This is a genomic window from Blautia massiliensis (ex Durand et al. 2017) (assembly GCF_051861785.1).
GTDB classification, from domain to species: domain Bacteria; phylum Bacillota; class Clostridia; order Lachnospirales; family Lachnospiraceae; genus Blautia_A; species Blautia_A luti_A.
Genome location: NZ_CP146725.1, coordinates 396,040 through 411,934 on the forward strand (window position 1 = coordinate 396,040; position 15,895 = coordinate 411,934).

The following is a 15,895-nucleotide window of genomic DNA, read 5'->3' on the forward strand; positions in this document are numbered from 1 at the left end:
ATGTATGATCATATATAACAAAAGCAGGAGAAAAATCCATGTACTGATTTTTCTCCTGCTTTCCTCTTTCCCTTTGTACCTTAAAAACTACATACATGCTTTGTTGATGGTTAATCAAACTTTTTGAATCAAATTTAACCTGCGTACCGATACTACAGCGGTAGTCATCTCACGACTCCGTCGTTCGATGTCATTTGCTTCGCAAATGTTCAGGAATCATCATGAATGCCTCTCCACAAGCAAGCTTGTTCCGATCCATTCCTGCTGTTTCCTGCCCGCTTCCTCGGCTTTTTGGTCAAGCCCTCACCCGATTAGTAACAGTCAGCTCCATGTGTTACCACACTTCCACCCCTGCCCTATCTACCTCGTCGTCTTCAAGGGGGTTTACTTCATAAGAATGGGATATCTCATCTTGAGGGGGGCTTCACGCTTAGATGCCTTCAGCGTTTATCCCTTCCGGACTTGGCTACCCGGCCATGGCTTTGGCAAGCCAACCGGTCCACCAGCGGTCCGTCCATCCCGGTCCTCTCGTACTAAGGACAGCTCCTCTCAGATATCCTGCGCCCACGCCGGATAGGGACCGAACTGTCTCACGACGTTCTGAACCCAGCTCGCGTACCGCTTTAATGGGCGAACAGCCCAACCCTTGGGACCTACTACAGCCCCAGGATGCGATGAGCCGACATCGAGGTGCCAAACCACTCCGTCGATGTGAACTCTTGGGAGTGATAAGCCTGTTATCCCCAGGGTAGCTTTTATCCGTTGAGCGATGGCATTCCCACTTAATACCACCGGATCACTAAGCCCTACTTTCGTACCTGCTCCACCCGTCGGTGTCGCAGTCAAGCTCCCTTCTGCCTTTGCACTCTTCGAATGGTTTCCGTCCATTCTGAGGGAACCTTTGGGCGCCTCCGATACCCTTTCGGAGGCGACCGCCCCAGTCAAACTCCCCGCCTGGCATTGTCCCACCGCCGGGTCACGGCGGCTGGTTAGAAGCCCAATATCACAAGGGTGGTATCCCAACAGCGGCTCCGCGGCAACTGACGTTACCGTTTCTCAGCCTCCCACCTATCCTGTACATGCAACACCGGACCCCAGTGCCAAACTGGAGTAAAGCTCCATGGGGTCTTTCCGTCCTGGCGCGGGTAGCCAGCATCTTCACTGGCACTTCAATTTCACCGGATGTATTGCCGAGACAGCGCTCAAATCATTACGCCTTTCGTGCGGGTCGGAACTTACCCGACAAGGAATTTCGCTACCTTAGGACCGTTATAGTTACGGCCGCCGTTTACTGGGGCTTAAATTCAAAGCTTCGCGTTACCGCTAACCTCTCCTCTTAACCTTCCAGCACCGGGCAGGCGTCAGCCCATATACCTCACCTTTCGGTTTCGCATAGACCTGTGTTTTTGCTAAACAGTTGCTTGAGCCTATTCTCTGCGGCCTGCTCTCGCAGGCACCCCTTCTCCCTAAGTTACGGGGCCATTTTGCCGAGTTCCTTGGCAATACTTCTTCCGCCGGCCTTAGGATTCTCTCCTCATCCACCTGTGTCGGTTTACGGTACGGGTACAATATGAACGATAGCGGCTTTTCTTGACGCATGGCTCACGGGCTTCGTTACTAAAATTCACTCCACATCACGTCTTCCCATTGCATGGCGGATTTTCCTACCATACTGGTACCTCGCTTGTACCGGGCTTTCCATTCCCGGCTCCCGCTCTCCTTACGTGTCCCCACAGTTCTGTCATACTGCAGTACAGGAATATCAACCTGTTGTCCATCGGCTACGGCTCCCGCCCTCACCTTAGGTCCCGACTCACCCAGGGCAGATCAGCTTTACCCTGGAAACCTTGGATATTCGGCCTAGAGGATTCCCACCTCTATCTCGCTACTCATTCCGGCATTCTCTCTTCCATGCAGTCCACAGCTCCTTCCGGTACTGCTTCTTCCCGCATGCAATGCTCCTCTACCAATCTTTTCAGATTCCTTAGTTTCGGTGGCGCGTTTCAGCCCCGGACATTTTCGGCGCAGGACCTCTCGACCAGTGAGCTATTACGCACTCTTTGAATGTATGGCTGCTTCTGAGCCAACATCCTGGTTGTCTTCGAAATCCCACATCCTTTTCCACTTAACGCGCACTTTGGGACCTTAACTGTAGGTCTGGGCTCTTTCCCTTTTGACCGCCCAACTTATCTCGTGCAGTCTGACTCCCGGTGATATCTACACGGCATTCGGAGTTTGATATTCTTCGGTAGGCTTTGACGCCCCCTAGGAAATTCAGTGCTCTACCTCCGCAAGACTCACACCGAGGCTAGCCCTAAAGCTATTTCGAGGAGAACCAGCTATCTCCGGGTTCGATTGGAATTTCTCCCCTATCCACACCTCATCCCCACCCTTTTCAACGGATGTGGGTTCGGTCCTCCACTACCTCTTACGGCAGCTTCAACCTGGACATGGATAGATCACCCGGTTTCGGGTCTACTCCTACTGACTCTGGCCCTGTTAAGACTTGGTTTCCCTACGGCTCCACACCTGAAGTGCTTAACCTTGCCAGTAAGCGTAACTCGCCGGACCGTTCTACAAAAAGTACGCGGTCGTGCTCATAAGGCACTCCCACAGCTTGTAGACACAGGGTTTCAGGTTCTCTTTCACTCCCCTCCCGGGGTCCTTTTCACCTTTCCTTCACAGTACTATGCGCTATCGGTCACTAAGTAGTATTTAGCCTTAGGGGGTGGTCCCCCTTACTTCCCACAAGGTTCCTCGTGTCTCGTGGTACTCCGGATCCTGCTCAGTCAGCTCTGTTTTCACGTACGGGGCTTTCACCCTCTCCGGCCGGCTTTCCCAAAACCGTTCTGTTAACTTCGCTGAATCTTAAATGCAGTCCATGACCCCGGCATGCACGCACACCGGTTTAGGCTCCTCCGCGTTCGCTCGCCGCTACTTACGGAATCGATGTTTCTTTCTTTTCCTCCGGGTACTTAGATGTTTCAGTTCCCCGGGTTCCCTTCCATACGTTATGGATTGGCGTATGGATGCATGAGGTCTGCTCATGCGGGTTTCCCCATTCAGACATCTCCGGATCACGGGATATTTGCTCCTCCCCGAAGCTTTTCGCAGCTTATCACGTCTTTCATCGGCTCTTAGTGCCAAGGCATCCGCCCTGTGCCCTTATTGCTTGACCTTTTGCCTTAGCATGCAAGTGGATCTTCCTGTGGATGATCTGCCTGCCGCTTAACATCACCCTAGCGTAGGTGATGCGGTCTCTTGATTCTCGTGTTACTACAGTAAGTGCTTTCTTCTCACGAAGTTTACACTCACGTTCGTAACGTATGTGTTTGATTACTCTGTTCATAACAGATAAATCGATGTCTTCCTATCTTTGCGTTTGCATTAATTTCTTAATACTTTGCGTTTAAGGATATTTGATTAACTTAATCAAATTTCATGTATGCAGTTTTCAAGGTACAATGCTGACTGATGTTTTATCAGCCATCTGAAAGGAAAATAGCTTTTTCTCTCAGATCACTGGTAAAACCAGCATCTATCTCATCAGGTTTCCCTGTTCTTCTTTTTTTGATCTGGCGCCCACCTGCTCTCCCACACCGTCTCCAGTGCAGTACCATCGGCCGATTGGGTCTTAACCGTCGTGTTCGGGATGGGAACGGGTGTGTCCCCCAACCGCATCGGCACCAGAAATCTTTCAGCTTGATAGCTAAACAGTAAAACACATTCTTACTCTCTACTTTTTCCTTAGAAAGGAGGTGATCCAGCCGCACCTTCCGATACGGCTACCTTGTTACGACTTCACCCCAGTCATCGGTCCCGCCTTCGGCAGCTCCTCCCTTGCGGTTAGGTCACTGACTTCGGGCGTTACTGACTCCCATGGTGTGACGGGCGGTGTGTACAAGACCCGGGAACGTATTCACCGCGGCATTCTGATCCGCGATTACTAGCGATTCCAGCTTCGTGTAGTCGGGTTGCAGACTACAGTCCGAACTGGGACGTTATTTTTGGGATTTGCCCACCCTCGCGGGTTCGCTTCCCTTTGTTTACGCCATTGTAGCACGTGTGTAGCCCAAATCATAAGGGGCATGATGATTTGACGTCATCCCCGCCTTCCTCCAGGTTATCCCTGGCAGTCTCCCCAGAGTGCCCACCTTATATGCTGGCTACTGAGGATAGGGGTTGCGCTCGTTGCGGGACTTAACCCAACATCTCACGACACGAGCTGACGACAACCATGCACCACCTGTCTCCCCTGTCCCGAAGGAAAGGAACGGTTAAGTTCCGGTCAGGGGGATGTCAAGACTTGGTAAGGTTCTTCGCGTTGCTTCGAATTAAACCACATGCTCCACCGCTTGTGCGGGTCCCCGTCAATTCCTTTGAGTTTCATTCTTGCGAACGTACTCCCCAGGTGGAATGCTTAATGCGTTTGCGGCGGCACCGAATGACTTCGTCACCCGACACCTAGCATTCATCGTTTACCGCGTGGACTACCAGGGTATCTAATCCTGTTTGCTCCCCACGCTTTCGAGCCTCAACGTCAGTTACCGTCCAGTAAGCCGCCTTCGCCACTGGTGTTCCTCCTAATATCTACGCATTTCACCGCTACACTAGGAATTCCGCTTACCTCTCCGGCACTCAAGACGGGCAGTTTCCAATGCAGTCCCGGGGTTGAGCCCCAGCCTTTCACATCAGACTTGTCCATCCGTCTACGCTCCCTTTACACCCAGTAAATCCGGATAACGCTTGCCCCCTACGTATTACCGCGGCTGCTGGCACGTAGTTAGCCGGGGCTTCTTAGTCAGGTACCGTCATTTTCTTCCCTGCTGATAGAAGTTTACATACCGAGATACTTCTTCCTTCACGCGGCGTCGCTGCATCAGGGTTTCCCCCATTGTGCAATATTCCCCACTGCTGCCTCCCGTAGGAGTCTGGGCCGTGTCTCAGTCCCAATGTGGCCGTTCACCCTCTCAGGCCGGCTATGGATCGTCGCCTTGGTAGGCCGTTACCCTGCCAACAAGCTAATCCAACGCGGGTCCATCTTATACCACCGGAGTTTTTCACACCGAGCCATGCAGCTCTGTGCGCTTATGCGGTATTAGCAGTCATTTCTGACTGTTATCCCCCTGTACAAGGCAGGTTACCCACGCGTTACTCACCCGTCCGCCACTAGAAACCAGCTAGATCTGCCGAAGCTTCAATAAAAGGTTTCCCGTTCGACTTGCATGTGTTAAGCACGCCGCCAGCGTTCATCCTGAGCCAGGATCAAACTCTCTGATAAAATGTTTGATTCATTTACTCAAGACAACCGTTTGGCTATCTCTCGTTTTTACTGCTTTTGGTTTGTTTAAACCGTTCTTTAAATGTAAAGAAATTTTCGAGAATCGTATGTGTTTCACTGTTTAGTTATCAAGGTTTGTTGCGTCTGTCTCTCAGACAGCTCTCTTATTTTATCTCATCTCTTTTTGTTTGTCAAGCACTTTTTTGAGTTTTTTTCAAACATTTTTGAGTTAAGATTTTGTTGTCGTTTCGTTGACGACTTGGATACTTTATCACATCTTCTGTCTTTTGTCAACTGTGAATTTCATTTTTCTGAAATTCTTTTTAATTGTTTGTTTTTTGAAAACAATTATTTGCGACAGCTCAGTTATAATACCACTGGGAGTTATGCTTGTCAACCATAAATTTCAATTTTTTTAGATTTTCCTGGAAGTTTATTTTTATAGGACAATTTTTTTATTCTTATTTGTAATTTTTAGGATTATTTTTATTGTTGTTTATTGTGTTGTTTTTTTAATGATAAGTCTCTTCGCTGGATGGCGCTACGCCGGTCGCATTTTCAATGCGGGAATATGCAGGGAGAAGGCCATCTCAGAGTTCCGTAGCTCGAAGGCCCTCCTCCTGCACCCCCACCCTCTTGGGCACGGAAGTAGTTCTTCGTTGTTGTGTGTGCTGCGTTGTTGACTTTTATCTGTGTGCTGCGGTACTCAGGATGGAACGTTGTGCCGATCTGGTTTCTGTATTCTTCGGTACTTATGGTGGTACGCTGTGCCGATCTGGTTTCTGTATTCTGAATTCTTTGATGTTTCTTTGATGTTTCTTTGATGTTTGCTTCTGTCCCATGCTCTGGCTTTTTCCTGTCGGTTGGAAATGTCAGCCAGAGGAAGGTGGCATCGGGCTGGGCTGCTGCGGAGGAGGGGTGATTACTACTTGGGCTGCGGGAGACGGCGTTATTGCGGCAGGGTCTGCTGTCTGAGCCGGAGGCGAGTTCTGACCCTGCCGCAATGCTTTTAGCCGTCTCACGGAGCCCTAGTAGTATCCCCCGACGGAGTCCCTGCCCGGACCGATGCCACCTTCCTCTGGCGTCCCTCTCTCCATCCACCCCACAAAACCTCAACAACATCCCCAACTGCATCCCCCACAGACCGATGCCACCTTCCTCTAGCGTCCCTCTATACCTCCAACAAAACAAAAAAGCCCCGGTGTCCAGCAAATACAACACTGCCAGACACCAGAGCAAAAAGAACAAATGTCAAGCGGATATTCACAATCCACTTCGCTACTTGCTCATAACCGAATAACTGCTCCACAGCTTATCGCTTTTCGCACCCCCTCAAGGAACTTACTTGATCCAGTTAAACCTCAATCACTTCCCATACACTGCATTAGACTTACACCCCGAAATATAAGCTTCATAATTCAACGCACTATCATAACGAGCCAAATGCCCCTGCATAACATACGGATTCCTCACAACTGACGCCACATATCCCCCAGACTTCTTCAGGCAGGCCAGATAAGTCCTCATCAGCAGCTGATAATCCCCAATCTACTGATTCGAAGCTCCACCATTATTCTTCGCCTGAATGATCTCATTCCGAAGCTGCATAGCAGAATTTCTCAAAGTCATCGTATTTGACACCGAAACCCATTCCTGCTTATAACCCTCGATCGTCGGTCCAGGGATCATTGTACCGGTAACTTTAAAGATCATCTCCGCGAGCTCAACATAACAACTGCCTGTGTACCCCTTATGAATCCATACTGTATCCAGAACCTTCGTCAATGACTTCGTAAAATATAAAGCAGCCATATTTTATTACTGCTTATTATCCTGATTTTCTTTCTGATCCTTTTCTTTTTTCTGAGCAGTACTGTCGGACTCTGCAGAATCTCCCTGCATGATCTTATTCAGTTCCTGGATCATCTCTTCATCCTTCAAACGGAATTTTACCTCTACACGTCTGGACGCCTCCTTATCTACATTTCCTTCTGCATCCAGAACCGGATCTGACATGGAATGCCCATTCACTGTCAGACAATCCTTCAGTTCCTGAACCTGTGAATCCTTCAGAAAATCACTCTTAATATCCAAAAGATACTGTGCTACCGCCAGAGACCTCTTCTGTGACAGCTCCAGGTTATAACTGTAATCTCCGTCTGTATCCGTATAACCATCAATAATGATCTCGCCAAGATATTTCTTATAGGAATCATCCAGCAATACCTTACAATATGTCGGCAGTACCATGGACAATGTCATCTTACCGGAATCGGTAAGCTCTGCCTGATCATAATCAAACATAACATTGGCATTCAACGTCAGCGCACCTGTCTGTGGATCAATATCCACATTGAGGTTCTTTTTCTCAAATTCCTTCTGCAAAGCTTCCACAACCTCCGCTTTCACGCCGATGATCTTGTCGATCTTCTCCTGCTGTTCTTCCAGAAGCTCTGTTTTTTCATCCAGCGCAGACTGCTGCTCTTTCAGTGTATCCTGCTGGCTGGAAAGCTTCTTTTTCTGAGAGGACAGCTTTTTCTGCTGTTCTTTCAGCTTCTTCTGCTGTGCCTCCAGTGTTTCCTGCTGTTTGACAAGCTTCTCCGCCAGAGAAGACAGTTCTTTATCCTGAGATTTGATCTGCTTGTCCTTGGACTTGATCTGCTCATCCTGGCTCTTTAATGTTCCTGCCTGCTCATCCAGCGCATTCTGTTTTTCCAGAAGCTCTTCTGTATATTTTTCCTGAAGAGCGATTTTTTCATCCCGTTCCTTCAGACTGTCCTGATAGCTCTTCTGTGCCTGAAAAAGTGTCACACACATAATCAGAACAAAAAGCAGCAAAACTCCTGCCATCATATCCGAATAAGAACGCCAGACATTAAACCCATGCCCCTCCGGCTTTCTTTTTTTGCGCATTGACAATTCCTCTCTTATTTAAATAAACCAAAACGGCTTTTCTGTGCTGCCTTCGTTGCCTCACGGATACTGCGCTCGATCTCATCCAGCAGCGCTTCCTGTCTTGCACCCTGTCCTTCCAGAAGATCCTCCAGACCCGTCAGCTTATCCTTAAGTTCCTGGATACCGGCATTGCTTCCATAGCCCCAGGGCTGTCCGGCGATCAGATGGATATCACGGTTATTTTTTGCCGTCTTGATCTCAGAAAGAAGCCTGCGTACCTCATCCAGAACACTATTGACCATCTTCTGGCTCTCGGTAAATTCTTTCACTCTGGCTTCGAAATCTTCGATCATCTTCTTATCTTCACGAAGAAGCTCCTCGCTGATCCTATTGGAATCCGCAACTGCTTTCATCCCCTCTGCAGCGCTGTCCACATACTGGCGCATAGATGCATTGCAGTTTTTCCAGAGATCTGCGGATTCTTTTTCATTTTCATGCATATGCCGGGCAAACTTTTCGTAATCCTGTTTCTGCAGCTGCTGGATCATCTGATTATCCCGGATAATACGGTCTGCAGTCTTCATATAACTGCTCTGCATCTCATCGATTTCCTTAATGGCATCCTTCATGGCACGTTCCTGCTTCGTAAAAGTTTCACTCAGCTGACTGCTCATGGTCTTGTACAATTCTGATGTATATTCTGTATTCTCCTTCTGCACCTTCTTAAGTTCTGCCAGAGCATCATTAAAATCTTCAAACTGCATCTGAAAGGAACCATGCATCTCGCTTAAAAACGTATCCAGGATCTCCCGGATCGCATCCTGCTGCCCTTTTGTCACAGATGCGGTAAGAACGTCCAGAGAATCATTCATCTTCTGAAAAGTAGGTGTGATCACTTTCTCAAAGCTATCTGCCATCTGCACAGAAAACTGTTCCGCCATCTGTTTCATGGCTTCTGTCTGTGTCTTCTGGCTGGAAACAAGGAGATTCCAGGACTCATTCTCCGCAGTAGGGAGCACCAGTGCGTGAAAACGATCCAGAAAATCCTGCATCGCCTGGGACATCGCAGAATATCCGCTTTTCATCCCAAATGTATACACAACAGAAAGTGCAACTCCATAAATGGAAGTCAGAAACGCAACTTTGATGCCATCTACAAGAGCGGATACCGAGCTTGTCATCACTTCATAATCTGTGGGCTGGAAGTTCTTAAGTCCCCACACAAGACCGATAAAGGTTCCAAGGATACCAAGGCTTGTAAAAATGTCCGGAGCCATCTCAAGGAGTCTCTTGTGGATATGTACATCTACATCCTCAATATTCACAAAATCCTCTACTTCAGCGATCCCTTCTTCCGTTCTGCTGATGCTGTCAACAAAATCATCCATCTTTTTGTCGAGATAGCGGTCACCGAAAATCCCTCGCAGCTGCCCAATCTCTTCTTTTCTGGCTCTTCCCGGAAGCTGAAACACTTCTGTGATCTCACCAGAGCCATGCTTCAGTGCTCTTGACAGGTTATCCATCCGATATAAACCTGCAAAAAGCCCCACTGCGTATATGATCAGCATAAGTCCCAGAAATGTAAAATTATAAAGCAACACATTCCCGGAGCCTTTTCCAACATAAGCAGTCAGGGTTGCCGCGGCCACTGTTACTGCCAGAAACAGCACTGTATTCATAAACTTTTTTCCCATAATATGCCTCCCCTGTCTTTATTTTTGAAAAAAGTTACTCTTTTGTTCCCATACTATCATAACATCTTCCCTAAAACAACCAGAAAGGACAATTCCTTCGCCAAAAGAATTGTCCTTTCGTCTTTTTTCTATTTATACTTTTATACGGCAGGCTGCATCATCGCTGATCAGGATCCTGCGTCCGCAAACACCTACGATCACTCCGCCAAGTATCCTGCTTATGATCTGCACGGTCTTTCCTTCACTGACATCATATTGCCTGATCTGTTCCATAGTCTCCGGCATTCCGGTCATCCACTTGATCGTGTAGCTTTCCCCTGCTTTTGTCTCATTTAATGACTGCATATACTCACCCCATTCCATATATCACATCGCTATCAGTAATTATCCTCTATCCGTAGGCGGATATTCGCAATCCGCACTTGGTTAAATGATTTCATATAGTTCCAACACAATTCTGCATCTTTATATAATTAGTAAAGTTTAACTTTTATTTTTCTGAATTATTCATTACTTTTATATATTTTATCTCATTTTATCTTAATTAGTCAATCATAACCTGTGAAATTCCACCAATAAAAATAAGCAAAAAAAGAAACGCAGAACAGCCATTACAGTTATTCTGCGTTTCTCATTATTTTCTATGCATAAACTCTATCTTCTTCCAGAAGCGTTGTCTTTCCATTCTTTACTTCCACAAGATTAACACAGCAGTTTGGCGGCACGGAGCCTCTCCAGAAATTCTCCGGATCAGGATCTACATTCTGAAGAAGAGCACGGACTGCACATCCATGAGAGGCAACAAGAATTGTTTTATCCGCAAGAGTCGGATCTGATGTTATTTCATCCCAGAAATCCTTTGTCCTGGCGATTACATCAAAAATATCCTCGCCCTTTTCCGGTCGTTTAAAATTTACCGGAGCACGGAAAAAAGTCTCGATCTGCGGATCGATATAATTGCCATCTGCATCTCTTACCTGATCACCCTCCAACACACCAAAATCGATCTCCTGAATCCGCTTATCCGGTATGATCGGAACATCACGTTTCCCCAGAATATATTCTGCTGTCTGTTTTGCCCTTGAGAGCGGACTTGTAAAACAGATATCAAACTTCACATTACGGAGAGCTTCTCCGGTTTTTTCTGCAAGAAGGATCCCTTCCTTCGCAAGAGGTACATCCGCTGCACCCTGAAGCTTTTTTAATTTATTCCACTCAGTCAGGCCATGTCTTACAATGTAGATCAGCATCAGCTTCTCAGCTCGATTCCAAGTCCGTTAAGACCATTCATGATCTTTTTCATTGCTGCGGAGATCTCGTTTTCACCAAGAGTCTTGTCATGGGCACGGAATACCAGAGAATAAGCCATGGATTTGAAACCTTTCTCAATCTGTGCGCCCTCGTAGATATCAAACAGCTGATAACTCTCAAGAATATTTCCGCCTCTCTGATCAAAAATCTCCTCGATCTGTCCTGCGAGAACTGCATGGGGAACTACAAGGCTCAGATCACGAGTTACAGCCGGATATTTGGCAATTCCTGTATATTTGTGGTTGAAACCAGCAAATTCCAGAACATCCAGAATGTCGATCACTGCAATATATGCTTTTTCTCCGATAGAGTAATTATCTGCAACAGCCGGATGAACCTCCCCTAAATATCCGACTACCTTACCCTCATAGATCATGTTAGCCTGTCTTCCCGGATGAAGGAATGGTTTTCCGCTGTTTGGATCGTAGGTAACCTTTTTCTTCATTCCGATCTTCTCGAAGAACTCCTCGCATACACCCTTCATATCAAAGAAATCGCCTTTTCCGTACATTCCAAGTGTAAACATGGTACGCTCATCCGGAAGCTCTGTAACCGGAAGGGACTTCGGAAGATAGATATTTCCAAGCTCGTAAAGACGAACATCTTTATTACGTCTGTTATAGTTTGTGGAAAGGGATGCCAGCATACCGTTCAGTGTGCTTGTACGCATGATACTGTAGTCCTCTCCAAGAGGATTGCTGATGGTGATGACTTTACGAAGATCACTGTCCTCAGGAATACAAAGCTTGTCAAATACCTTCGGGCTTTCGAAAGAATAGGACATTCCCTCTGAGAATCCGCAGTATTCTGCGATATCTCTTGCAACCTCCTGGATACGAAGCTTAAATGGCAGCTTACCTGTAGTAGCCTCTCCTGTAGGAAGTGTCATCGGGATCTTATCATAGCCATAGAATCTTGCAACCTCCTCTGCAACATCTGCATTACAGTGGATATCCTGACGGAATGTCGGTGCAACGATCTCGTCTGTTTTTTCATCATAAGCCAGTTCTACACGTCCAAGATAATCGATCATCTCTTCTTTTGTAAGGCTGGTTCCAAGAAGCTTGTTGATCTTCTCAGGCTCAAATTTTACTCTGGATGGCTCTCTTGTCTCGCTGCAGACATCAACCATTCCGCCTACAACCTCACCTGCACCAAGCTCTTCCATCAGCTGGCATGCACGGTCAATTGCAGCCTGTGCATTGTTCGGGTCAAGACCCTTCTCAAATTTACCGGATGCATCTGTACGAAGTCCGATCCTCTTGGAAGAAAGACGGATGCTGGTTCCATCGAAGCACGCCGCCTCAAAAAGAACCGTTTTTACATCGTCTGTGATCATGGAATTCTCTCCCCCCATGATACCTGCGATGCCGACAGCCTTCTCACCGTCACAGATCATCAGAACGTTCTCATCCATGATACGCTCCTGGCCATCCAGTGTGACGAATTTCTCATCTTTTCCTGCACGGCGTACAACGATCTCCTGATTTGCGATGGTATCCAGATCATATGCATGCATTGGCTGTCCAAACTCTTCCATTACATAGTTTGTGATATCAACCAGGTTGTTGATCGGGCGGATTCCATTGGAAGCCAGACATCTCTGCATCCACTTCGGGGACGGACCGATCTTGACATTTTTTACAACTCTTGCGCAGTAACGCGGGCAAAGTTCCGGATCCTCTACAGTAACTTTTACATAATCGGAAGCTTTCTCATCATTTTCCTTAACCTCTACAACCGGCGGGCAGAATTTCTTCTGGAAGGTTGCTGCTGCCTCTCTTGCGATTCCAAGAACACCGTAGCAGTCTACACGGTTAGAAGTGATCTCATACTCAAATACCACATCGTCAAGGCCAAGTGCCTTAACAGCGCTCTCACCCACAACTGCGTCCTCAGGAAAAATATAGATTCCGTATTCCGGCGCTTCCGGATACATTTCTCTGGTGCTTCCAAGCTCCTCGATAGAGCACATCATACCAAAGGACTCAACGCCACGGAGTTTGCCTTTTTTGATCTTGATCCCTCCGGGAGTCATTTTTCCATCATGGCCGCCTGCAACACGTCCGCCATCAAGAACAACCGGAACCTTATCTCCTTCTTTTACATTTGGAGCGCCTGTTACGATCTGCACACTCTCAGTTCCGATATTTACCTGGCAGATGATCAGCTTATCTGCATCCGGATGCTTCTCGATCTTATCGATCTGGCCGATCACGATCTTGTCGAGATCTGCATCCAGCTCTGTAAAGCCCTCTACCTTTGTGCCTGTTAAGGTCATGGCATCTGTATATTCCTGTGCCGTTACATCCAGATCCGGCACATATGTTTTAATCCAAGATAATGAAGTATTCATTTTGGTTGTCCCTTCTTTTTTCTATATTTACTGTCAGACGGATACTCATGATCCGTGTTCACTGTTTTAGAACTGTTTCAGGAATCTGCTGTCGTTCTCATAGAGAAGACGCATATCATCAATCTCATATTTCAGAAGTGCGATACGCTCCAGACCTACACCAAAGGCAAATCCTGTATACTCATCCGGATCGATTCCGCACATACGAAGAACATTCGGATGAACCATACCACAGCCAAGGATTTCGATCCAGCCGGAACCTTTACAGAAACGGCAGCCTTTTCCGCCGCATTTGAAGCAGGAAACATCAACCTCAGCGCTCGGCTCTGTGAACGGGAAATGATGCGGACGGAATTTGGTCTTTGTCTCCGGTCCGAACAGCTCTTTTGCAAACTCCTGAAGGGTTCCCTTAAGATCTGCAAACGTAACATTCTTATCAATAACAAGGCCCTCGATCTGATGGAAGGAAGGTGAATGTGTTGCATCTACCTCGTCAGAACGGAATACACGGCCAGGTGCGATCATACGGATCGGAAGCTTGCCTTTTTCCATCTCACGTGCCTGCACCGGTGATGTCTGGGAACGGAGCAGAATGGAATCATTGATAAAGAATGTATCCTGCTCATCTCTTGCCGGATGATCCTCCGGAATATTCAGCTTAGTAAAGTTGTAGTCCGCATACTCAACCTCCGGACCTTCCACAACCTCATAGCCCATTCCGATGAAAATACGCTCAACTTCTTCCAGAGCGATAGTATTCGGATGGCGATGACCGATCTTCGCTTTCTTTGCAGGAAGTGTTACATCGATCACTTCTGCCTTCATTTTTTCCTCACGGACCTTCTCCTCGAAATCCTTTTTGGAGGCTTCCAGAAGTTCTTCGATCTTAGCTCTTGTCTCATTGACAAGCTGTCCAACCTTCGGACGCTCTTCCGGAGCAACATCCTTCATACCTTTTAAGATTGCAGTAAGCTCACCTTTTTTTCCAAGATATGCAACACGCACATCATTCAGCTTATCCAGGCCCTCGGATTCCTCGATCCGTTTTCTGGCATTTTCAGCCAGTTCCTGAAGTCTTTCTTTCATATCCATGGTCTATTTCTCCTTTAATTAAAATGATCAAATGATCCGCCGCCCACCCCGAAGATCCAGATATGGGCAATAAAAAACCGTCCCTCATAAAAGGGACGGAATATCCGCGGTACCACCCAGTTTCCCATGAAAAGATCACGGGCACCTCTTGTCTGCTTAACGCGCAGCTTACGTCATCTCCTACTGTTACTTCAGAGAGGAAGCTCCGGTGGGAAATTCAAGAACCATCTGAACCCGGGGAAGCTTACAGCCGGTGACTTCCCTTCTCTGTGAGAAAATGATCCTCTATAAACACCTTCACAGCTTTTCTGTCTTTTAATACTATGCCACAAGGTCTGCCTTCTGTCAAGCGCAAAGTCAGGATTCTTTGGAACTGTTTTTTTCATTTTCTTTCTTGGAAAGAAGTGTTTTTACAGATCTCTGGGCCTTTCGGAATTCATTTTCGAAGTAGGCATTGATCTCCGCCCCGTAAAGAAGCAGATTCATACACACATACAGCCACAGCATTACCATGATCAGCGCAGTCAGACTTCCGTACATATTTCCAAAACTCGGAAAAAATTCAAAATACAGGGAAAATCCATAGGAAAATATCATCCATGCCACTGCGATCATAAATGCACCCGGAAGCTGGCTTTTAAAGGTTGCCTTTCGGTTTGGAAGCACTTTATAAAGGACCAGAAACACTGCAAACAGCACGGCAAATACAAGCAATGTCCTGGCCCCTATAACCTTGGCCAGCAGCCTCCCGAGAATCGGAATGGTTCTCTGTGCAGCTACTTGGATTCGATTACCAAGAACCAGGACCAGAAGAGTGACAATGATCGCCAGCACAAACAACAGCATATAAAAAACCGAATAGATTCGGGTCATCAGCCAGTTTCGGGTTTCCTTTACATGATAAATGGTATTTAAGCCATTGGTGATCGCCTGCATTCCCTTTCCGGACGCCCAGAGCGCCATCAGCGCAGACAACGGCACGATGGCTGTACTTCTTTTGTATACTTCTACCACAATGCTCAGCACAAAGGTCTGCAGATTTCCGGGCACAAACCCGATGATGGCATCCCTGACAACATTATAGCTTAACGGTGTATAACGGATCAGCGTTGTAAGAAACAGTATAAACGGGATAAAAGACATGATCAGAAAATACGCTGCCTGGGCCGCATATGCACTGACATGATCTCCGTTTGCCCTGCGCACAAATCCCAGCATGAGCTGGATTATATTTTTCTTTTCCTCGTCCATGCTGACCTCCCTCAG

8 protein-coding genes, 3 rRNA genes and 1 other annotated feature are annotated in these 15,895 nt (G+C 47.2%); all 11 genes read right to left on the minus strand.

Going from position 1 to position 15,895, the window contains the following annotated elements; translation table 11 throughout:
- Positions 1-291 precede the first annotated feature (291 nt).
- Positions 292-3,178: ribosomal RNA gene (locus tag V9W66_RS02080) — 23S ribosomal RNA — on the minus strand.
- A 395-nt stretch (positions 3,179-3,573) separates the two neighbouring features.
- A 5S ribosomal RNA gene (rrf, locus tag V9W66_RS02085) occupies positions 3,574-3,691 on the minus strand.
- A gap of 60 nt (positions 3,692-3,751) precedes the next feature.
- Positions 3,752-5,281: ribosomal RNA gene (locus V9W66_RS02090) — 16S ribosomal RNA — on the minus strand.
- Together the 16S, 23S and 5S rRNA genes form the textbook arrangement of a ribosomal RNA operon.
- 1,548 nt (positions 5,282-6,829) lie before the next feature.
- On the minus strand, positions 6,830-7,093 hold the full coding sequence (locus V9W66_RS02095; RefSeq protein ID WP_144093687.1) for a hypothetical protein: 264 nt from the start codon (positions 7,091-7,093) through the stop codon (positions 6,830-6,832).
- 6 nt (positions 7,094-7,099) lie between these two features.
- Complete coding sequence (locus tag V9W66_RS02100) at positions 7,100-8,194, minus strand: OmpA family protein (RefSeq protein WP_144093686.1); 1,095 nt, start codon at positions 8,192-8,194, stop codon at positions 7,100-7,102.
- A 14-nt stretch (positions 8,195-8,208) separates the two neighbouring features.
- On the minus strand, positions 8,209-9,870 hold the full coding sequence (locus tag V9W66_RS02105) for a MotA/TolQ/ExbB proton channel family protein (RefSeq protein ID WP_144093685.1): 1,662 nt from the start codon (positions 9,868-9,870) through the stop codon (positions 8,209-8,211).
- A gap of 132 nt (positions 9,871-10,002) precedes the next feature.
- Positions 10,003-10,215, minus strand: a complete 213-nt coding sequence (locus V9W66_RS02110; protein ID WP_044962386.1) for a ferrous iron transport protein A — start codon at positions 10,213-10,215, stop codon at positions 10,003-10,005.
- Between the two features lie 296 nt (positions 10,216-10,511).
- Positions 10,512-11,120 carry a histidine phosphatase family protein gene (locus V9W66_RS02115; protein WP_186290028.1) on the minus strand — a complete coding sequence of 203 codons (609 nt, stop codon included), beginning with the start codon at positions 11,118-11,120 and terminating at the stop codon, positions 10,512-10,514.
- Positions 11,120-13,537, minus strand: coding sequence for a phenylalanine--tRNA ligase subunit beta (gene pheT, locus V9W66_RS02120; protein ID WP_144093683.1), 2,418 nt, complete (start codon positions 13,535-13,537; stop codon positions 11,120-11,122). Before pheT ends, V9W66_RS02115 begins: the two co-directional genes overlap by 1 nt.
- Before the next feature lie 66 nt (positions 13,538-13,603).
- Complete coding sequence (pheS, locus tag V9W66_RS02125; protein ID WP_044962388.1) at positions 13,604-14,623, minus strand: phenylalanine--tRNA ligase subunit alpha; 1,020 nt, start codon at positions 14,621-14,623, stop codon at positions 13,604-13,606.
- A 94-nt stretch (positions 14,624-14,717) separates the two neighbouring features.
- Positions 14,718-14,939 (minus strand) — a binding site (T-box leader).
- 47 nt (positions 14,940-14,986) lie between these two features.
- The gene (locus V9W66_RS02130; protein WP_059086355.1) at positions 14,987-15,880 is read right to left on the minus strand and encodes a YihY/virulence factor BrkB family protein; all 894 of its coding nucleotides are present in this window, start codon (positions 15,878-15,880) and stop codon (positions 14,987-14,989) included.
- Positions 15,881-15,895 lie beyond the last annotated feature (15 nt).